The 20,920-nt window shown below is 43.7% G+C and carries 14 protein-coding genes; 12 read left to right on the top strand and 2 right to left on the bottom strand.

Annotation, left to right across the window (positions count from 1 at the left end):
• Positions 1 to 15 precede the first annotated feature (15 nt).
• Entirely contained in the window at positions 16 to 222 is a 207-nt protein-coding gene (locus ACLOAU_RS17365) for a helix-turn-helix domain-containing protein (RefSeq protein ID WP_427863172.1), read from the bottom strand.
• Positions 223 to 224: 2 nt separating this feature from the next.
• Positions 225 to 740: a hypothetical protein gene (locus tag ACLOAU_RS17360; RefSeq protein ID WP_427863171.1), complete on the bottom strand. Its 516-nt coding sequence runs from the start codon at positions 738 to 740 to the stop codon at positions 225 to 227.
• 527 nt (positions 741 to 1,267) lie between these two features.
• Between ACLOAU_RS17360 and ACLOAU_RS17355 the strand changes: the two genes are divergently transcribed.
• From ACLOAU_RS17355 to ACLOAU_RS17300, 12 genes are all read left to right on the top strand, one after another.
• Positions 1,268 to 2,071, top strand: coding sequence for a DNA alkylation repair protein (locus ACLOAU_RS17355; protein WP_427863170.1), 804 nt, complete (start codon positions 1,268 to 1,270; stop codon positions 2,069 to 2,071).
• A 113-nt stretch (positions 2,072 to 2,184) separates the two neighbouring features.
• Entirely contained in the window at positions 2,185 to 3,141 is a 957-nt protein-coding gene (locus tag ACLOAU_RS17350) for an alpha/beta hydrolase (RefSeq protein ID WP_427863169.1), read from the top strand.
• Positions 3,142 to 3,164: 23 nt separating this feature from the next.
• Entirely contained in the window at positions 3,165 to 4,286 is a 1,122-nt protein-coding gene (locus ACLOAU_RS17345) for a galactose oxidase (protein ID WP_427863168.1), read from the top strand.
• 34 nt (positions 4,287 to 4,320) lie between these two features.
• Entirely contained in the window at positions 4,321 to 5,259 is a 939-nt protein-coding gene (locus ACLOAU_RS17340; RefSeq protein WP_427863167.1) for a dihydrodipicolinate synthase family protein, read from the top strand.
• Positions 5,260 to 5,529: 270 nt separating this feature from the next.
• The gene (locus ACLOAU_RS17335; RefSeq protein ID WP_427863166.1) at positions 5,530 to 7,197 is read left to right on the top strand and encodes an exo-alpha-sialidase; all 1,668 of its coding nucleotides are present in this window, start codon (positions 5,530 to 5,532) and stop codon (positions 7,195 to 7,197) included.
• Between the two features lie 81 nt (positions 7,198 to 7,278).
• Complete coding sequence (locus ACLOAU_RS17330) at positions 7,279 to 8,229, top strand: dihydrodipicolinate synthase family protein (protein ID WP_427863165.1); 951 nt, start codon at positions 7,279 to 7,281, stop codon at positions 8,227 to 8,229.
• A 39-nt stretch (positions 8,230 to 8,268) separates the two neighbouring features.
• Positions 8,269 to 9,504 (top strand): MFS transporter, encoded by a 1,236-nt coding sequence (locus tag ACLOAU_RS17325; protein ID WP_427863164.1) that lies wholly within the window; start codon positions 8,269 to 8,271, stop codon positions 9,502 to 9,504.
• Between the two features lie 337 nt (positions 9,505 to 9,841).
• Positions 9,842 to 11,776: a fasciclin domain-containing protein gene (locus ACLOAU_RS17320; protein WP_427863163.1), complete on the top strand. Its 1,935-nt coding sequence runs from the start codon at positions 9,842 to 9,844 to the stop codon at positions 11,774 to 11,776.
• Between the two features lie 22 nt (positions 11,777 to 11,798).
• Positions 11,799 to 15,026, top strand: coding sequence for a SusC/RagA family TonB-linked outer membrane protein (locus ACLOAU_RS17315; RefSeq protein WP_427863162.1), 3,228 nt, complete (start codon positions 11,799 to 11,801; stop codon positions 15,024 to 15,026).
• Between the two features lie 47 nt (positions 15,027 to 15,073).
• Positions 15,074 to 16,618 carry a RagB/SusD family nutrient uptake outer membrane protein gene (locus ACLOAU_RS17310; protein ID WP_427863161.1) on the top strand — a complete coding sequence of 515 codons (1,545 nt, stop codon included), beginning with the start codon at positions 15,074 to 15,076 and terminating at the stop codon, positions 16,616 to 16,618.
• Between the two features lie 25 nt (positions 16,619 to 16,643).
• Positions 16,644 to 18,080 carry a fasciclin domain-containing protein gene (locus ACLOAU_RS17305; protein ID WP_427863160.1) on the top strand — a complete coding sequence of 479 codons (1,437 nt, stop codon included), beginning with the start codon at positions 16,644 to 16,646 and terminating at the stop codon, positions 18,078 to 18,080.
• 16 nt (positions 18,081 to 18,096) lie between these two features.
• Complete coding sequence (locus ACLOAU_RS17300) at positions 18,097 to 20,904, top strand: SusC/RagA family TonB-linked outer membrane protein (RefSeq protein ID WP_427863159.1); 2,808 nt, start codon at positions 18,097 to 18,099, stop codon at positions 20,902 to 20,904.
• Positions 20,905 to 20,920: the final 16 nt, after the last annotated feature.

The raw sequence follows: 20,920 nt of genomic DNA, 5'->3' as shown, positions 1-20,920 counted from the left end.
TTTATTTGGAATAAGTTATTTTTCTACATATTCCAGGATATCTCCTGGTTGACAATCCAGTATTTTACAAATAGCTTCCAGTGTATCAAAGCGAACACCTTTTGCTTTACCGGTTTTTAAAATTGATAAATTAACGGGGGTAATGCCCAGCTTTTCAGCCAGCTCCTTACTTTGCATTTTACGTCTGGCAAGCATCACATCAAGGTTTACAACAATGGGCATAATCAAATAAATAGTTCTTGTTCGTTTTGTAATTTCACTCCCTGCATAAAAATAACAGCCATAAAGTAGGCAAATATCCCCAATATACTATGTACAACCACCAGGGCAAAAGCGATGCTATCCGTTTCTGCAAAAACACTGCTCAATAACAATGCGGGCAGCGGAATTGCAAGATTGGCAAGATAAAAATTGCGTAACTGTTTTACTCCGAAATTGGTAAACAACCTGGGTTGGTAAAAGGCCTTAAACACATTCCCCGTCAGCCAAAAGAAAAAACCATAGAGGCCTAATGGCAGGAGAAATTCGAAAATGATATAAGGAATGTTGTTGTCAATGTTTAAAAAGGGAACCTGTGTAAAAGGATAATGTATATGCATGTAAGCACCATTGCCATAGGGCTCAGTTGACCACCCCGTAGCAAGGCAAACCAGCGAATATAATGGCATTGAAAAATACAGGACTCCCAACAGCCTGGTAATGTAAAATAATGTTTTTGATATAAGCTGAACTTTTTTCACGTTTAAGTAATTATTAATGTAAATATATTAATTAAAATAAAACGATAATTAATTAATGTTATATTTATTTTTGCTAGCTATCAATTTATATTTCTTCAAATGGGGAATATCAATCGAAGTAATCCTTTTTAATACAAATTAGGGGCCTATTACCAGGTATTCATTTATGGCAGCAACGGGTCAAGGCCACGAATAATATGGTGCAATTCTATCAGCGTTAATATGCTATGTTTTCTGTGGTTATTTCTTTTAAGACCGGTAGTTTGGTGGCTTTGTCTTGCTCTCTTTCGATTGGGTATAATGATAAACCGGCATCAATTCTATCGAAAGGCATCCAACTGGTTGGTGGAGATACAACCCTTAGCATTCCTGGTCAGTGTTTCCACCGGCGGGAAAGAGGAGGTTAAACCATATGTGTTAATAATTTTGATACCTGTTCATTTTAATAAGATAATCTCACCTTGCCACGCTTTATTATTTCATTCTTAAAAAAGTATTTAAATCAAAACTTTGCCGATTTTAGCAGCATGAGTGAAGAGAAACGCAAAGGGCCCAGGTCGGTTAAGGAGATTCCTGCAGCTATACTCAGTCAGCTTAATAGCGGAGTTATTGAAACTGCAAACCTGGTGGAATGGCTGGCAGTAGATCAGCGCAGGTTACTGAGTCATCTTTTAAAAGAAAGCAAGAGGTTATCTTACTTGCCACCCATTGAGCAAGCAATTGATCAATTAAAAAAACAGACCGTTAACACGATTAATGAAGTTATTGGAAATGGCATTCTGGAGCAGTCCCAAAAAAACGGGGATCAGGACTTTCTGCTGATGATAGCTTCTCATAAAGCCGACGTCGTGCGTTGCTGGGCGACCTATACCATTGGCCATAATACTGACTTAACTATTGACGAAGCCTTGAAAATAATACAGCCATTTGCCGCAGATAAACATTTCGGTGTACGAGAAATAAGCTGGATGGCGATGCGACATAAAATTACCGGTAACTTAAAGAAAAGCCTGCTTATTCTATCCCAATGGGCCACACATGAAGATGAAAACATCAGGCGGTTTGCTACAGAATCTACCAGGCCGCGCGGCGTCTGGTGCGAACACATCAGTACGCTTAAAGAAAAGCCCGAACTGGCTTTAAGTATACTGGATCAACTCAAAGCCGATCCTTCCAGGTATGTACAGGATAGTGTGGGCAACTGGCTAAACGATGCCAGTAAATCAAAACCTGATTTTGTTAAGCAGGTTTGCCAGCGCTGGGAAAAAGAAAGTACCGGTAAGGCAACGGCCTACATTATTAAGAAAGCCCTGAGGACCATTAATAAATAAGGCAGTCTTTTTAATGTTCTTAATGTCAGAGATCTTAGGCGAAATAATTTTTTAAAGAAGATTATTATGTAGAACATAAATACGTATTTTTATCCTCTTTAAATATGCTTGTTATGGAAAGAAAGCCTTTTTCCGCCTTATGTTTTTGGGTATTGACCATTGGCTGTATCTTTTGTCTTTGCCCCTTAAACAGCGGAGGACAACAGGTTATCCGGCTGTATAATACCGTTCCTAATGCCATTGAATCAACAGGATTCATAGAAAAGTGGGACACCACTTCTAATGGCAGGATACTGGTGAGGAGTGTAACTCATCCTACATTGACTGCTTATTTACCTGCAAGAGATAAGGCCAATGGTACAGCAGTAATTATCTGCCCCGGCGGTGGTTACTCCTACCTGGTTATAAACCGGGAAGGCAGTGATGTTGCTGAAGCATTTGCCCGTAATGGGGTAACTGCTTTTGTATTAAAATACCGGCTGCCTAACAACCAGATCATGCCCGACAAAACCATCGGTCCGCTACAGGATGCGCAACAGGCCATGAAGCTGGTGAGAGAACGGGCGTCTGAATGGAATATAAATGTTAACAGGATTGGTATTATCGGTTTTTCGGCCGGTGGGCACCTGGCTTCAACGGCCTCTACACATTTTACAACCGGGGTTATTGCCAACGAAAAAGGAACCAGTTTACGACCCGACTTTTCCATACTGGTATACCCCGTTATCAGTTTTGGCGATAGCCTGAGCCATAAAGGTTCAAGAAGAGCCTTGCTTGGTAAAGATACCAGCAGTCTACCGGCAACCAGGCTCTATTCCAACGAGCAACAGGTCACCGGGTATACTCCTCCAACCTTCCTGTTGCATAGTTCAGACGATAAAATAGTGCCTGTGGGTAACAGCATTACTTATTACCAGGCTTTAATCAGGGCAGGGGTAAAAGCCGAAATGCATATTTACAGTACCGGAGGCCATGGATATGGATTGCACAATAAAACCAATGAAGACGATTGGTTTCAAAGATGCATCAACTGGATGAAAGCCAACCAATGGCTGCAGCCTGAAAAATAAGTAAGGGGTATAAATATATTGTCATGAATCGATTCGTGTTTTCTCTTATAATAGCCACTACAATGATTATTGCATCCTGCGAAACAGCAGAGAAGATCATTCCTTCTTTCGAATGGTCACAGTTAAGTGCCGTACCTGATAAAGTTGGTTTTGCAGGCTCTTTCGCCGGCATCAGCAATGATCATCTTATTGTAGCCGGGGGCTCACAGTTTCCTGAAGGGACACGGCCATGGTCGGGCGGAGTTAAGACCTGGAACGATAAAGTACTTGCATTAAACAGCGATGGGAAAGGCTGGAAGGAGATAGGCCGGCTTCCCCGGGCTGTGGGTTATGGTATTTCTCTTAACTGGAAAGATGGGTTTCTGTTAATAGGCGGAGCCAATCAAACAGAACATTTCCGGGAAGTATATTTTATAAGATATCAAAATGACCAGTTATTCATTGATACATTAATATCCTTACCACATCCACTAGCCAACTCCTGTGGGGCTATTATTAATAATATAGTGTATGTAGCCGGGGGGCTTTCGTCCCCCGTTGCATTATCCGCTGAACATGTTTTTTGGGCGCTCGACCTTAATCGGCCCAGGGAACAACAACAATGGAAGACGCTTCCTTCCTGGCCTGGCGAAGCAAGAATGCTGGGTGTAGCAGGACAAATCAATGGCGAGTTTTACCTGTTAAGTGGAACCAGTTTATATATACCGGAGGGAGATTCGCTGGTGCACAGACGATACCTGCAGGACGGTTTTGTTTTTAACCCCGATAAGGGATGGCGGAAAATCAAAGAATTGCCCCACCCGGTGGTAGCAGCACCAAGTCCGGCGTATACCAACGCCAATCAGCAGTTGTTTATTTTTGGCGGCGACGATGGCAGTCGTGCAGAACAAAATGCAGTTCTTAAAGATCAACATCCAGGTTTTCGTACAGAAATAATGATGTATGATGCACCAAAAGATAAGTGGACTATACAGGGCAAGGTTTTTACAGATCAACAACCCGATCCGGAAAACGATCCCGGTGCCAGTACCTGGGCGCCTGTAACAACCCCTCTGGTTGTTTGGAACCAGCAGATCATTATTCCCCAGGGAGAAGCAAGGCCGGGTGTTCGCACCAACAGGGTTTTAGCAGCCCATCCGGAATAAGGTAATTTTTAGTTTACAGGTCAAAACAATAATTATGGAACCATTAACCAAAGATACCTGCCGGGGTAACTGGGGTACTCTTTTACTACCCATCAATCCCGATGATACCATTGACTTTTCGAGGCTTTCTCATGAGATAGATATATTGATTGCTGCTCATGTTGACGGCATCTATTCTAACGGAACGGCCGGGGAATTTCACACCCAAACCGAAACCGAATTTGATCAGATTAGTCAGTTACTGGCCGAAAAATGTAATGCGGCCAGGATGCCTTTCCAGATAGGTGTTTCACATTCCGTTCCGGCTATTGTACTGGATCGAATCCGGCGAACGCAGGCATTAAAGCCTTCCGCCTACCAGGTTATACTGCCCGATTGGGTGGCGGTAACCAACCAGGAAGCCCGGATATTTTTCAACAGGATATCAGAAGCAGCCCATCCCGTTCCACTGGTATTATATAATCCACCGCATGCTAAAAGAGTGTTGCCACCGGCCGGTTATCAGGAATTGCTGGAGACTATTCCCGCATTGATCAGCGTAAAATTATTAGATGGTGATGAGCAGTGGTACGAACAAATGAAGCTTGTTGCTGACCGGATTGCGGTATTTGTACCCGGGCATCACCTGGCTACGGGGATTGAAAAAGGTGTGGCTTCGGGTGCTTATTCAAATGTTGCTTGTATTAATCCTAAGGCCGCTCAGCAATGGTGGAAGATGATGCAGACAGATATAAATGAAGCTTTGCAGGTGCAAAATGCAATCCAGTCGTTCTTTGATGCCTATATAGTGCCTTTTGCAAAAAAGGGCTTCAGTAACCCTGCATTGGATAAACTGCTGGCAGCAGTTGCAGGCTGGGCGCCTGTAGGTACGCGACTGAGATGGCCTTATCAATGGATCCCCGAAACAGACGTTCCGGATGTGCGTAAAGGTGCCCACCGGCATTTGCCTGGCTGGTTCTTCGAAGCCATTTAAATTTCCCGGTTCTATTTTTTTTAATGAAAAATTGTGTGATTTCGAATTAATTCTTACATTTGTTATGTAGAACATAAGAACTAAACGAAGCTTACAGATCAACAATCCACAGACCGGCCAATAGACACGAAAGATAGTCACAGTAGAAGGATCTGCTTCCATCATTGAAGTCTTGAAAAAAACTTAAACATTATATCACGACACTGCTCAACATCAGGCAGGTTGATAATTATTGATAGGCCGCAATGCCTTAATATATATGATTTGTTTATGAGCCTTACACATATCAGTAAATTATTATTAGTAGTCATTTCAATTATCGTTGCCCCGAAATCTTTCGGACAGGATATGCGTTTGAACCATAGAAATTTTACGATACCGGTTATTAAAGAGCGGGGTGTAATTATTGTATCCCGAAGCGAAATTGTAACAGATCATAAGTCCCGTCCCCGTTATCTTAAACAATTGTCGTTAAACTTAAACGGCACAACCGATCTGAAAGATATCGTCAATATTAAAGTTTATTGCAACTCCGATAGCACTTATCTGACGGAAGAAGCCGCATTAAAAGCCCCGCTTTTTAGCAGCAGTTCAACCATTGCCGGTAACACCCTGCTATTGAATGGAAACCTGAGGTTATCTTCCAAAACGAAGTATATATGGATCGGTCTTGACATAAAGGAATCAGCAATAGTGGGTAACAAAATAAAAGTTGGTATATCGGGTTTAGTACTTGATGGTATAGCCACTACAAAAGGTTTATCTCAGCCCTTCACCTATCGCGTGGCAAGTGCGGTTCGCCAGCCCATGCAGGATCATGTACATACATCACGTATCCCGGGCCTGGCCACTGCAGTTAACGGAGATCTGTTGGCTGTATATGATGCCCGGTATGAATCCCGAAGGGATTTGCAGGGAGACATTGATATTGCTTTAAGCCGCAGTACCGACAAGGGCAATACCTGGTTATCGATACAAAAGATCATTGATATGGGAACTTTTAATGGATTGCCCGAGAAATTCAACGGCGTATCAGACCCGGCAATATTGGTGGATCAAAAAACGGGAAACATTTTTGTAGCAGGGCTGTGGATGCATGGCGTATTGGATGATAAAGGTAAGTGGATTGAGGGTCTTACGGATACCAGTACCGACTGGAATCATCAATGGCGCAGCAAAGGCTCACAACCGGGTTTTGACATCAAGCAAACATCGCAGTTCCTGATAGTAAAAAGTACTGATAATGGTAAAACCTGGTCGAAGCCGGTAAACCTTACCCGGATGTGTAAAAAAGAAGAGTGGTGGCTTTGGGCGCCTGCTCCCGGAAGCGGCTTTACCATGGATGACGGAACCCTGGTGTTCCCAACGCAGGGGAGAGATAAAACCAGCAAGGCTTTTTCTACCATAACTTATAGCAAAGACGGTGGTAAAACCTGGGTAACCGGTACGCCTGCCTACGATTTATCAACTACAGAATGTATGGCTGCCCAGCTGTCGGATGGTTCTATTATGCTCAACATGCGCACCAATGCCAATAAGGATCTTACAGGGCCTGGCAACGGGCGCGCAGTAGCGGTAACAACGGATATGGGACAAAACTGGACGGTGCATAAAACTTCGCGTAGTGCACTTCCGGAGCCGGTTTGTATGGCTAGTTTGTATAAACATGTATACAAGGAGAAAGATGGCAGTAGGAAAAATGTGCTGCTGTTTTTTAACCCCAATTCAACTACCAAACGAAGCCATTTAACATTAAAAGTGAGCCTGGACGATGGCAATACCTGGCCGGTTGACAAATTTGTTTTACTGGATGAATTCAGTGGCAGCGGGTATTCCTGTATCACATCGGTTGACAATGATACTATAGGTATTATCTACGAAGGCAGTCAGGCTAATCTCACTTTTGAAAAAATAAGCATAAAAGAAATCATTCAATAAGACATCAGACGTATGTGCTTTCTGCAACTTTCCGAAATCATGTATGCTATTTTGTCTACCTATAAAATATAAAAAAATAAGATGAATATAAACAAACTCGAAGGACTGCTTGCGGCAACGTTTAGTACATTTGATGAAAACAAAGAATTGAAACTGGACCTTGTTCCGCAGGTGGTAGAGAAGCTGATCGCTGACGGTGTAAAAGGCATTTTTGTGGGCGGTACGAACGGAGAGGGTTTAAGTCTTTCCACCGAAGAGCGCATGGCTATTACGGAAGCCTATGTACAGGCCGCGAAAAAAAGAATATTGATATTTACTCACGTGGGACATAGCTCAATAAAAGAAGCCCGTAAGCTGGCAGCACATGCGCAGGAGGCCGGGGCAGATGCTATTTCCGCGGTATCTGCTTTTTATTTTAAACCGCAGTCTGCCGAAAACCTGGCCAATTGTATGGCTCAGATCGCAGCCGCAGCACCTGGTCTTCCTTTTTACTATTATCATATTCCTTCCGTAACAGGATTAACAATAGGGGTGATCGATTTCCTGAAGCATGCTGAAACAAAGATTCCCAACCTCGCAGGTATCAAATACACCGCCAATACACTACACGAATACCAGGATTGCCTGAATTATAAAAATGGCAAATACGATATTTTATTTGGATACGACGAATTACTATTACCGGCCCTGGCCATTGGCGCAAAAGCTGCAATAGGGAGCACCTACAGTTTTGCAGCTCCTATGTACCAGAGAGTAATTGAGCTGTTTAAACAAAAAAAGATAGAGGAAGCGGCAGCGGCCCAATTTGAGTGCATCAGGATGATCAGGGCGCTGGGAAAATATGCTCCTATTCCTACTCAGAAGCAAATTTTAAAATTAAGCGGTTTAGACCTGGGTGGCTGCAGACTGCCGTTGGTGGCTTTGGATGAAGCTCAGTGTAGCGACCTGAAGTCGTACCTGGATGAGATATCTTTTTTTGAAACCCTGGACCAGGCCCGAAAATTAAAGGTCGAGTCGGCTCTTGTTGCATAGAGTAATAGCAAACAACCCGACCTAAAAACGATATTGCATATGAAAATAGAGAATCCCAAATACAAATGGATGGTAGTAGGCCTGCTCTGGTTCGTTGGGCTGCTCAACTACCTCGACCGCCAGATGCTTTCGACCATGCGGCCAGCCATGCAGATAGATATTGCTGAACTGCAAAGCGCCGAAACCTTTGGTATATTAATGTCGATCTTTTTATGGATCTATGGTTTTATGAGCCCTGTCTCAGGAGTAATAGCAGACCGTGTTAACCGTAAATGGCTGATCGTTTTCAGTCTCTTCGTTTGGTCTGCCGTTACCTGCCTTATGGGCTTCGCCGATTCGTTTACCGAGCTAAAGTGGTTGCGCGGGATTATGGGCTTAAGTGAGGCGGTTTATATACCGGCAGCCTTGTCCCTGATAGCCGATTATCATACTTCCAAAACCAGGTCGCTGGCGATCGGCATTCACATGACAGGCTTATATTTTGGGCAGGCATTGGGCGGATTCGGCGCCACTTTCGCCAAAGAATATTCCTGGCATCAAACTTTTTATCTTTTCGGCCTGGTAGGTATTATTTATGCTATTGTACTGGCCGTTCTCTTAAGAGAAAAACGGGTAAAAGCCGCTGTAAGCACGAGAGCAACAGAATCGCCTAACACTAATCTGTTAAAAGGCGTGGGATGGCTTTTGAGCAACCTGTCTTTTTGGGTCATACTATTTTATTTTGCCATGCCCAGCTTGCCCGGATGGGCTACCAAGAACTGGCTCCCCACCTTATTTTCCGAAAGCCTGGGAATAGACATGGCTGTTGCAGGTCCTATTGCTACTATTACCATTGCGGCCTCCTCATTCCTGGGTGTAATTATGGGAGGTATTATTTCAGATAAATGGGTTCAAAAAAATATAAAAGCAAGGGTATACACGAGCGCAATAGGCGTCTTTTTAACCATCCCGGCTATACTCATACTGGGCTTTGGGAATACCACTTTTGTATTGATACTTGCCGCCGTACTTTTCGGTGTTGGTTTTGGGATGTTCGATGCCAACAACATGCCCATCCTATGCCAGTTTGTACCGGCCAGATACAGGGCCACAGCCTACGGATTGATGAATATGACAGGCGTCTTTTTCGGAGCCTTCATCACCAGCATGCTGGGTAAGTCGTCAGACGAAGGTCACCTGGGAAGAGACTTTGCATTAATGTCCGGAGTAGTATTCTTAGTATTGATCATACAACTGGCTGTTTTAAAACCGAAAGTTCAGGAACTCGAAGATTGATGCCTGTTTTAATGATTAGACAAAAACGATTGTTGCAGCTGCCACTGCATAAAGTTTACAATATGATAATTCGATAAGGTGGCCGGTTTTTAGGAAGGATGCATCCGGGTAATTAATTTTGTAGAACATTAATACAAAATTTCGCTGCTCCCGGATACCGGCAACTGACTGTAGTATTTTGTAGTCGCCCGAATTTTTATAACGCATAATATTTTATATATGAAATGAACCATAGCACTTTGCACCACACAGGTAATAAGTATTTGGCGAATTTCCTGCCCGTCGGGTCACGCGGGCATCTGACCATTAAAGAAATCAAAAAAATAAACAGATGAAAATGGTTCGAAAACTGCATGTCATTTTATATGCGTGCCTCTCTTGTAGTATTTTACTGGGTTCCTGTGCCAAGGAGCTCAATCAATATTACAACCCTAAAGGTTCTCTGGATAAGAATATTGTTGAAGTGCTGGAAGCAGACGGGCGTTTCTCTTTGTTTGTTAAAATGATCGATAAAACGGGCCTGAGAAAAACGCTGGGAGCCTCTGCCATGTACACTTGCCTGGCGCCTAAGGATGAACAGGTTACCACCTATCTTTCAAAACTGGGCTATAGCGGTGTTGAATCGGTTCCGGATGCCGTTTTGAGAAGATATATCAATTATCATTTTATCAATGGTATGTACTATGAGTATGATATCAATAAATTATACAACAGTGCCACATCCCTGATAAATAAATCAAGAGCAACCAATTTTACGACCCGCACAGAAGGAACCATACCGGGTAAACGTATCCGGCTCTTCTCCGGGTCGTTTTTACAAGCCCAACAGGATGATTATATGACGCTTTACGGTACACCGGACGGTGACAAAAAGTTCCTGATTGAAGGTGTTGTGATTGCAGAGCCCGATAAAGATGCCAGCAATGGTGTGATACATGTGTTAGGTGAACCTTTAGAGATAGCACCGCGTACGGATGAAGCATTGGCGTCGGATCCTCAAACCTCCATCTTCAGCTCATGGATAGAAAAGCATGTTCAATTTGAACTGGGAGAAAAAGACGAATTCGGATGGGTGGATACTACGTTGTACAAATCTTTTTCATTTGGCCGGAACCTCGCCAATGAATCCGTATTATCAACCGTATTAGCACCCACCGATGATGCGATCCGGGCTTATTTTCAACCTTACCTTCAGTATATCGACAATACGATTGATTCGGTACCAAGAAGAGTGATGTATACCCTCATCCGGTCAGCACTTATAGAAAACCTCTGGTATAAAAGCGATCTGAAAAGGTTAAACCCCGACTGGAAATCGATTTCCGGCTATTCGCGTATGATCGTTGATGTTCCTTCTATCATATCCGGCTCACTTCGCGCCAGCAATAGCTTTATATATAAAGTAAACAAACTGATTGAGTCACCCGAGATGAGCAGCGTAGCCGGTGGCGTTTACCTGAGATACAAAAAATATAGCCAATGGTACTGGATGTTCTTATCTGCCGGCCTGAGCGAAGGGCTTTTCGATTGGCAGTATTACCAGCATAGTCCCAAAACCGTACTGATTCAATCGGATGAAGTATGGGGATTTCCCCTGGCCGAAGATATGCTGGAGGCGGACCGGTTGTATCGCGTGCAACAATGTAAGGCAGGCATCTTTAATATTGATGTCAGGGCTGATGGTGGATTCAGGAAAAAATTCTATCCTACCAATTTTGGATATATTCTTTATGATAACGGTAAATTTTTCGATTATACCGGGAACAGCGTTAACCTGGTTGCTCCTATACCTGAGTGGGAAGCTTCCAATGGTGCTATATATGGCATCGACGGCTTCCTGAAGCCGCTCGATAAACTAAAGGACACTATAACAGTATACAACCTGATGAAAAGAGATCCTGAACTTTCTCTTTACATCTCAGCACTCGACCGTTCTGGTATTGCTTCACAATTGCAGCTCACCGGGTTCTTTACTTATTCAGTGATCGCGCCAAGAAATGCAGCTATTACTGCAGCAGGTATTAATGTAGCTACGCTCAATGCAACCGAGCTAAGAAACTTTGTTCAGGCTTATATTATTCCTAACCGTTACATTTTTACCGACGGTGACTTTAACGGGCAAATTGCCAACAAGAACGGAGAACTACTGACGGTAGGGGGCCAATGGGAAACCTTCGGAATTACCAATACAGCTGGAAAAACAGTAAGACCCGTTGCAGCCAATACGCAGGGAAGTAATGGAGTCATCCACAAAATCAATAGTGTATTCTAAAAACTAAATGCTTTTCAAAATCATGAACGAAAACTTTTTCTATAAAGGTATATTGGTTTTGACTCTTCTGATAGCAGGTATGAGTGCCCAGGCGCAGGATGCTGCCGTTTTGAGAGGAGTAGTTTACGATAAGAAGGGAGGTAAACCGTTGACAGACGTATCTGTAATGATCGTAAACGCCAATAACCTTGCACTAAATGGTCATAAAACGAATGAGGAAGGAAAATTTGAAGTGGTCAATTCGAAGGGAGGCAGTAAGATCGTATTCTCGAATATGGGATACCAGACCCAGGAAAAGGAGATAGGTGATAAAACTTTTTTTACTATCTATCTTTCTGAAGACAGCAGCTCTATGGAGATCGTGAAAGTGGTTTCTACGGTGCAGAGGAAAGCTGACCTTGGTTTTTTAAGTATTGATAAAAGGGAGTTGTCCAGTGCCGTAGCTTCGGTTGACCTTGAAAATACCGAAAAAATGCCGGTTGTAAATGTAGAGCAGCTCTTACAAGGTATGGCGCCTGGTTTGCAGGTAGTATCGGCCAGCGGTGATCCTGGCGCCGCAGCCAGTATACGGATCAGGGGTATCTCGAGTATCTCGGGAATGAATGATCCCTTATGGATCGTTGACGGCGCAGAGATCATTGGTAACAATTACCAGGTAGCCAGTATCACCGATTTTGGATTCAGTCCCATCGGCGACCTGGATCCATCCGATATTGCTTCTATCGACATTTTAAAAGATGCATCGGCAACCGCCTTATACGGATCAAGAGGTGCTAATGGTGTAATTGTTATTCAAACCAAAAGAGGTAAAAAGGGTAAGGCCCAGTTACAGGTAAATACCAAATTCACTTTAACGGAAGTGCCGCGTACGATACCGATGCTGTCGGGCGATGAGCAACGTATTTATTATATTGAAAAAACTACGGGCGGACTGGATAATGGAACTTCCTTTCCTGAGCTGAGAGGTGACCTGACCCGATCTGATGCCTGGATATTTAATAACAATACCGACTGGACGGATGTTATAACGCGGAAAGGTATATTTCAGCAATATAATACTGCCTTAAGCGGAGGTGGCGACCGGATCAATTACTACTGGGGTTTAGGTTATGCCAACCAGTATGGAACGACCAAGGGAACGGGGTACGACCGGTTCAATACCAGATTCAACTTAAATTACAAGGTATCCGATAGATTCAAAGTAACAGCCGACCTGAATTATACTAATTCGCTAACGGATAAAAGAGGACAGGAACATCCTATCACCAATGGTAGCCAGGAGCTCAATCCATTATTATTGGCCCGGCAGATCCCTGCTTATTTCCCGGTATATTCACGCAACGGCTTAAATTATTTCCTGGACCGGAACATTACCATCTCTTCCCACTCCAGGTACAACCCACTTGCCCTCATAGACTATTCTACTTACTTTACAAGAGCCAATCGTTTCATGGCTTCTACTTCTGTAGATTTTAAAATACGAAGTAATATGGATTTCCGTGCGCAGGTATCAACTGATTTCCGGGAGTCGGCTGATGAATACTTCCTGCCGGGTTATGCAACCGACGCCCTGCCCGGTGAAATACTATATAATGCCGGCCTGCAAACAGAAGGATACCAGCTAATGATCAACAGCAATAATCGCTTAACCTGGTCGGCTATTAAAAAGAAAGACCATCGGCTTACTTTTACCGGTGTACTCACTTACAATATAGACCGCAATAATTCTACTGAGATGCAATACTATAATAGTGCCTCGCCTCAACTGAAATCAGCAGACGCTGCCGCCATTATATCAGCGGCCACGGGTAATTATGGAACTTCAAAATACCTGGGGATGTTTGTGCAGGGGCATTATGCCATGAAGGATCGTTACTTCATAACAGTTACCGGAAAAACAGAAGGAGACTCCAGGTATGGCGCTGATAATCCTTATTCCATTTTCCCTGCTATTGGCGGAGCCTGGGAAATAAGCAAAGAATCTTTTTTAGCAGATGCCGGGTGGATCACTTTTATCAAACCCAGATTTGCCTATGGCGTTACGGGAAATTTACCCCGGTTGAATAACCTGTATGATATCGCCTATGGCACCGGAACCGGTTACCTGGGTCAAACCTATACTTATCCTTCTAAATTCGCTAACGATAATATCAGGGAAGAGCGTACAACCGAATATAATATGGGTATGGACTGGAGCTTTTTCAAAGACAGGCTTACCGGGCAACTGGATTTTTACTCCAGAACAACCAACAACCTGCTGTTACAGGAGCGACTGTCTTCTACCTTAGGCTATGCATCTCAATATATCAATTTTGGTACCGTACGCAACTCCGGTTGGGAGCTGGGCATCACCGGCATCATTCTGAAAGGCAGCGATACTAAATTACGTTGGAAATCGTTCTTCAATATTGCCACTAACCGTAACAGAATTATAAAATTGCCTGAGCTTTTTGATGCCAATGCATTTACCGTAAGTCAGTCTGGTTTTACCTCCAAGTTACAGGAAGGCGATGTAGTGGGCGCCTTCTATGGGTACCAGGCGTTGGGCGTATACTCACGCGATGATGATGCTATTTTGAGAGATGCTGAAGGCAATACTATTTATGAAGCCGATGGTATTACACCCAAATATATGCGTTATGGTTCTTCTACCGGTCGCCAGTTTAAAGGAGGAGATATGATCTATGCCGATATCAACGGCGACGGGGTGATTAATGAACTGGACCGCGTACAGATAGGTGATGCCAGCCCGCAGTTCTTTGGTGGCTGGAACAATACTTTTAATTACAGGAACTGGATAGTGACCTTAAACCTGCAATACCAAACCGGTAATGATATCATCAATGCTACCCGCCAATATATGGAGCGAATGACTGTTTCTCATAACCAGTCCCAATCTGTATTAGCAAGGTGGCGCCGCCAGGGGGATATTACCGATATGCCAAGAGCTCAGCCGGATAATTCCTGGAACTCTGCTGCATCAACACGCTGGGTAGAAGACGGATCTTACCTGCGTTTAAAGACAGTGTCTTTAACCTATACAGCCGGTAAAGAGCTGGTAAGAAAAATCGGGTTAGGTGTGCGTCAACTCAGTTTTTTTGTTACGGGATACAACCTGTATACCTGGACGCGCTACCTGGGGCTGGATCCGGAAGTACCTATAACCGGCAGTGTGTATTTGTTTGGTATTGATAATGCCACCACCGCGCCGCCAAGGCAGTACACACTGGGACTAAACATCGGGTTTTAAATAAACAAAAATGATTGAATCGCTGGCAAAACAAAAAAAATAAACAGATGACAGCTAGAATAAAATACTGCCTACTGGTTGTAACAATTACCCTTTCTTTCTCCTGTAATAAACTACTGGAGGTAGATGTGCCGGACAACCTGGTTCATAACGAATTCTGGCAAAACCGGGACCAGGTGTTTGCCTCATTAATAGGATTGTACACTTCTGTACAGAGTAATTTGAATTCATACCAGGTTTGGGGCGATTCGCGCTCCAGTCTTTATGAACCCGGGCCGGGAGATGCCTTTACCACTAACCATGCTCAGTTTCTGTCGCATGATATTTACCCCGAGAACGGTTTACTTTCCTGGAGTAATGTTTACAAATCGATCGGCTGGATTAATTCATTTATTAAAAATGCGCCGCAGGGTTTAATCAATGACCCCACTTTTAAAGAAGAAGAGCTAAAAGCTATGCTGGGAGAAGCTTATGGGCTAAGAGCACTAAATTACTTTTACCTGGTAAGAGCATTTAAAGAAGTTCCTATCATTACAGAACCTTATGAGTCAGATAACCAGCAGGTGAATACGGTGGCTGCTGCCGAGTCCGCTGTACTGGAATTGATAGAAGCCGATTTAACCCAAGCATTGGCACAGGCCCCTGAAACATTTGAAGAAGTAACCTACCGTTACGGCAGGATCACTAAAAATGCAGTAAGAGCTTTATGGGCCGATGTTAAACTCTGGAAGAATGATTACCAGGGCGTATTAACCCTATGCGCGCCTCTGGATCAGCAATATCAATCAAGGCTGTTAGCGCCATTAGAATGGTATAGTATTTTCAATCCGGGCAACTCTCAGGAGGCCATATTTGAATTGCAACATGTACAAACAGGCCCTGGTTCACCGGTATATAATTGGTTTGCCAATTTTTCTACAACCGCAACAGGAGGTGCTACCTGGCTGGGTAATCCCGTTAACCTGATGCTGGCCAACTCAGAGATATTATATCCGACGGCTTTGCCTGGCTATATTAGTTCCGATACCATCAGGTTTAAAGACCTTGCCAGTTATCGGTTAGGGCAGGGCATTGCGAACGGGTATGGCAATGGGGTAGAAGTATACAAGTTCCTGGGTCAACAGGCTTACCAGTTGTCTTACCGGCCGAATAATGATCGCAGAACGGTAAATTATATTTTATACCGTTACCGTGAGATATTGCTGATGAAAGCTGAAGCCCTGGCCATGTTAAACCGGTACGCAGAGGCCGAAGAGATGATCAACCTGATCCGGGAGCACTGCAATATTCCTAAGCTGAACCCGGGCGAAGGGGGAGAAGGAGAAGAATTTTTTAGCAGATTATTAATGGAGCGGGAAGCAGAACTCGGGTTCGAAGGTAAAGAATGGTTTGCCGCTGTAAGAGTAGCCAGGAGAGCGGGTTTGCAGAATGTGCTGCTTAATAAATCAGCAACTAATAATTCAATGGGGTACTCTTACCAGGTTACCAGGGCCAGATTGCTGAATCCCGAGAGCTGGTTTCTGCCCTATCATCGCACAGAGATTGAAAACAATCCCAAGCTTCAGCAAAAAGACTACTATAAGAATAAATAAACTGATCATGGTTAAAATTAATAGTATGAAACGTCTTTCTGTTATACTTATTGTATCCGTTATATTACTTGCAGGCAACTCCTGTAAAAGAGAGATGTCGGGCGCCCGCTACGACTCAAATGATGAAATGCAGATCATGGATTATATCGACACAAGGCAGGATCTGAGTATTTTCAGGGAATTGACAGATTATGTCAAACAACGTAATCTTTTAAAAACTGCGGGGTCTTATACCGTCTTTATTCCGAATAATGCAGCCTTTGAGCAGCTATTCAGAACCCTGTCTGAAACCGGTCAAACGGTAACGTCTATAAAGGACAGGAGTCCTGAGTTCTGGATTAATTATTTCAGGTATCACTTACTGAATGAGAAAATCAATGCCAACGAATTCGAGTTTGGCCCTTTACCGGCTCCAACGGTGTTTAATAACAAATACCTGATTGCCGATATCAGTGAATCTTATAATGCTATTAATTTAAATAATGCAGCCACTATCACAGAAAGTAATATCGAATTTACGAATGGTTATGTGAACGTCATTAATAATGTTTTAAATCCTCCGGTAACATCTGTGTATGAAACATTGAAACAAAGCGGTAAGTACACGACTATGCTGAATATATTTGAAGAGACCGGTTATGCAAGGTATTTGAAGGACAGTACCATCACCTTATTTGTTGAAAGTGATGAAGCTTTGGCAAGAGCCCGGTTTAATAAGGCTGACGTTCCCAATATCGAAGACTGGGTGAAGTATCATATCCTGCCCGATTCCAGTTACTTCCTGAATATTCTTAGTGGCAAAAGGTTTTATTCGTTGTATACCAGGGAGGCTCAGAGCTTCCAGGTAAATGCTTTTGGAAAATACTTTATCAACGAAACTTTTCCCTTTGACCAATCCAGGGCTTTGGGAATTGACAGGGTGTGCAGCAATGGTATCTATCACACAGTAGATACTGTGCTGCAAATCGTAGCCGCTAAACCGGCAACCATCCGTTTTAATTTATACCCGCCCGGAAGTCCTTACGGCGCTCAAAATGTGTTCACAGAGGCGCCGGCATCCATTGTATTGAATACAGGTACACAAAGTTACCACCAAAATAAGGAGCCGAAAATCGTTGCATTCAATGCGATGCAGGTAGGCGACTACTTTTGGTTTACCGTTCCTGATGTACCAATAGGTAAGTACAGGATCAGGATGATACACCGGGGCGCTGCTACGCGCGGAAAGTTCCTGGTCATTTACAAGGATGTTCTGGTTGCTGAAAATATTAATATGGCTGTCAGCAACGGAACATTTGAAGAATGGAATTACCTGGTATATAACAATTGCGGAGAAATTAATGTAACAGAGCGTTCGGATGTTACCCTCTATTTCGCATTTGCCGGGTTTGGCAGCAATAATAGTCCTTCCTATTGCTGCGATATGCTGATGGATATGGTAGACCTGATACCTGTAAACTAACATTTAAATAGCAGAAATGAAATACAGCTCGAAATATTTTAGAATGCTTACCTGGGGCGGCGTAGCGATATTGAGCAACTGGTTGGGCGATATCAATGCCCAGACTGCGGATGACTCGTTGCATATTGTACAAATGGACAAGCTGGGCATACTGGCGCCGGCCCCATCCATAAAATTCCCGCGGCAAAACGATGCCGTTTCATTTGCCGAATTATTACCCGGAACACCGGGTGTTCAGGTTACTGAAACGGGTGTTATTGGTGCGGCTCCGCTGCTCATGATCAGGGGTATCAATACAATTAACCTGAAAACAGGCCCGACCATTTACATAGATGGTGTCCCTGTAAAATATGCAAGAGAGCTGTCTTCCTTTCTTTCCAGCTACGAACCCAGCCGGTTCGGTTTCTTAAATATAAATGATATCAGATCAGTTAATGTTTTAAAAGATGCTAAAGATCTGTCGGCATTGGGCGGACGCGGTGCTAACGGGGCTATTTATCTTACTACCGATAGAGGTGAGTTTGGTGGCACCAAAATTGAATTTACAGCCAATACCGGGTTTTTACACGCCGGTTACAAAACAGGCAGGATGGGGGCAGACCAGTTTAAAACCTACCTTGCATCCTATCTGAAAGAGAATGGTGCTTCGGATGGCGATATTGCTGCTAACCCTGTTTTCAATCCTTCATCAGCTCAATACAACAACAATACCGATTGGGTAAATATGGTTACACGCCCCGGACGTTATAACGACTACCACGTCAAACTAAAGGGTGGTTCGGGCGATGCCAACTATATGTTTAGTGTAGGCCATATGGGCCGCACCGGCACTATCGAAGCATCAAAGTTCAACCGTACTACCATGCGGTTTAATCTCGATTACAAATTGTCTTCCCTGTTTGAGATATCCAATAACCTGAGTTACTCCAACACAGGATCCAGGTATTCGGAAGAGGGATACAACTGGGGTATACACCCGTTTTTTACCGCTGTTACCAAAGCTCCTTTTTTGAATAGCTATTCGTATAACGATGAAGGCGTTCAAACCAGGCTGCTGGCCAATGTTGATGTATTGGGTAAAAGCAATCCATTGGCATTAGTGCAAAATATGAGAAACAGCAATGAAGAGAACAGGGTAGACGGTATTATATCGGGTCTGTGGCATATTGAAAAAGGATTGTCGCTGAATACTTCCTTATCCGTTAGTTATTATAATATGCGGGAAAGCCAGTACAGGCCGGCACTGGGCATTGTGGCCGACAGGAACAGGATCAGGCAGAATGCCAACCGCAATTCCAGTGAGTTTACGTTTATCTGGAATAGCTATTTGCTTAAAACCGGTAGCTGGTCGGGCAATATAAACTACAAGGGACAGTTAGGCGCATGGTTTGAAACCTATGAAGATAAAGCGCTGTATGCCCGTAAGATCAATGCAGGTACCGATGACTATGAAACATTGAAGCAGGGTATTGTGGACAGTGCCTCCAATATCCGGTTCCGGTCGAATTTAAACCGGCTTTATTTCGATGGTAACCTCGATTTCTTTAACCGGTTATCCCTGTCTGCAAATGTAAATACCGAGGGCTCATCTAATTTCGGACCTAAAGGGCGATGGGCTTTATACGGAGGAGCAGATCTGTTGTTTGACCTGCTGGACCGTTCAAAACCCCATCAGCTGGCATTACGTGCGGGAGCTGGCCGAACCGGCAATCATGATGTAAGAGGCTATTACCAGGATAACCTGTATTATGCGATCAGCTATTTTGGTTATGGAGGTGTATACCTGGGCAATGTAGCTAACGAATGGATCAAACCTGAATTTACCAATGCTATTGATGCAGGTATCAGGTTGAGCTTATTCAAGAGAAGGCTGGATATTGATGCCGGGTACTATCACCGTACTACAAAGAACCTGATCACCTTCCGTAATTATCCTATCGAGCTGGGCATCGATCCGCAATTTGAAAATAGCGGCACTATTTCCGCCAGGGGTCTCGAATTATCGGTTACAGGGCGCATTATCGACAACAGTAAAATAACCTGGAGTTTGTATGGTAGTCTTTCTACATTGAAAAATACCGTCGATCAACTGGAGAATGGCGATATCATCAGGAGCATAGCCAATGTAAGTGGCATAGCGCGGCAAGCAGAGCCGATCGGCTCCTTTTATGGATACCGTATAAAAGGGGTGTTTCAATCGGCAGCTGATGTTAATTTGAAAAAGGCGGATGGTACCGCATATAAACCGGGCGATTACATCGTAGAAGATCTGAATGGTGATGGTAAGATCAATGAACTCGACAGGCAAATCATTGGCAACTCACTACCCAACCTTTATGGCGGCTTTGGTACAGGGTTCCGTTATAAACAGGTGTCTTTAGATGCAGGGTTCTCATTTGCTTATGGGCAGGACATTTATAATAGCTTCAAACAACAAATGAACCGGATGGGTGATTACTCCAACCAATCGCCTGATGTGGCCGGCAGGTGGAAATCTGCCAGTGACCCCGGAAATGGTTTAAGCCGGGCGGCCTATGGCGATCCGTCTTCTAATGGAATGGCAGCCAACCTCTGGGTAGAAGATGGTGGTTATACCCGCCTGAAATACCTGACCCTGGGTTATGATCTGCCGCTTAAAACAAAGTGGACCTTTATCAAAGGCATAAAGGTGAACATCACCGGTGAAAACCTGTTCACGTTAACCTCTTATAGTGGCCTGGATCCGGAAGTGATATCCTCTTCAGATCCATTGCTAAGAGGGGTTGATTTTGGCGCCTCGCCTTTACCCAAATCCATCATACTCGGTGTAAAAGTTTCTTTATAAGAATAAAAAATATTGC

It is taken from the genome of Paraniabella aurantiaca, assembly GCF_050309965.1.
In the GTDB taxonomy this organism is placed as follows: Bacteria; Bacteroidota; Bacteroidia; order Chitinophagales; family Chitinophagaceae; genus Niabella.
The sequence above is the reverse complement of the archived record's forward strand: the minus strand, read 5'-3'. Positions and strand labels throughout refer to the sequence as shown.

What these genes read in the sequence shown, in the direction of transcription:
- ACLOAU_RS17365 (WP_427863172.1), bottom strand. Translation starts at nt 222, where the DNA reads ATGCCCATTGTTGTAAACCTTGATGTGATGCTTGCCAGACGTAAAATG.
- ACLOAU_RS17355 (WP_427863170.1), top strand. Translation starts at nt 1,268, where the DNA reads ATGAGTGAAGAGAAACGCAAAGGGCCCAGGTCGGTTAAGGAGATTCCT.
- ACLOAU_RS17350 (WP_427863169.1), top strand. Translation starts at nt 2,185, where the DNA reads ATGGAAAGAAAGCCTTTTTCCGCCTTATGTTTTTGGGTATTGACCATT.
- ACLOAU_RS17345 (WP_427863168.1), top strand. Translation starts at nt 3,165, where the DNA reads ATGAATCGATTCGTGTTTTCTCTTATAATAGCCACTACAATGATTATT.
- ACLOAU_RS17340 (WP_427863167.1), top strand. Translation starts at nt 4,321, where the DNA reads ATGGAACCATTAACCAAAGATACCTGCCGGGGTAACTGGGGTACTCTT.
- ACLOAU_RS17335 (WP_427863166.1), top strand. Translation starts at nt 5,530, where the DNA reads ATGAGCCTTACACATATCAGTAAATTATTATTAGTAGTCATTTCAATT.
- ACLOAU_RS17330 (WP_427863165.1), top strand. Translation starts at nt 7,279, where the DNA reads ATGAATATAAACAAACTCGAAGGACTGCTTGCGGCAACGTTTAGTACA.
- ACLOAU_RS17325 (WP_427863164.1), top strand. Translation starts at nt 8,269, where the DNA reads ATGAAAATAGAGAATCCCAAATACAAATGGATGGTAGTAGGCCTGCTC.
- ACLOAU_RS17320 (WP_427863163.1), top strand. Translation starts at nt 9,842, where the DNA reads ATGGTTCGAAAACTGCATGTCATTTTATATGCGTGCCTCTCTTGTAGT.
- ACLOAU_RS17315 (WP_427863162.1), top strand. Translation starts at nt 11,799, where the DNA reads ATGAACGAAAACTTTTTCTATAAAGGTATATTGGTTTTGACTCTTCTG.
- ACLOAU_RS17310 (WP_427863161.1), top strand. Translation starts at nt 15,074, where the DNA reads ATGACAGCTAGAATAAAATACTGCCTACTGGTTGTAACAATTACCCTT.
- ACLOAU_RS17305 (WP_427863160.1), top strand. Translation starts at nt 16,644, where the DNA reads ATGAAACGTCTTTCTGTTATACTTATTGTATCCGTTATATTACTTGCA.
- ACLOAU_RS17300 (WP_427863159.1), top strand. Translation starts at nt 18,097, where the DNA reads ATGAAATACAGCTCGAAATATTTTAGAATGCTTACCTGGGGCGGCGTA.